This window comes from Cohnella baijiui (assembly GCF_020731285.1).
Lineage (GTDB): Bacteria > Bacillota > Bacilli > Paenibacillales > Paenibacillaceae > Cohnella.
Genome location: NZ_JAJFOW010000148.1, coordinates 1 through 371 on the forward strand (window position 1 = coordinate 1; position 371 = coordinate 371).

Consider the following 371-nt stretch of genomic DNA (forward strand, 5'->3'; position numbering starts at 1 on the left):
CTAGGGATGGCCCCGACTTCACTGGTGAGATCCAGACGCACATGCAGCTTCACCGCATTTTTTCCGCGTTGCTGGTACGCCCATTCGCCACGCACCTTCCCCAGTGTAATTGAGGTGGAGTCAACCGCGGCCAGGGCACCCAAATGCTTCAGCGGCCGTGGACAGCCAAAAGCGCGCGCAAGCTGGGACACAAGGTCGGTATAGGTTTGTTTCAACACATCCGTCGGCAAGCTGTTTAGCCTACGATTGAGCGCAGAACCGTCGATGGAGGACAAGCCGACCCATTTTTGCATCCACGGCGTACTGGACAAATGGTAGGCGATGCTGTTCACCGAACGGCGTTGTTGCAAAATACCTTCGAGAAAAAGGAG

At 55.8% G+C, this 371-nt stretch carries 1 pseudogene; it reads right to left on the minus strand.

Annotated elements, in window-relative coordinates:
• Positions 1-371: pseudogene (locus LKX83_RS32065) on the minus strand (hypothetical protein); the annotation flags it as partial.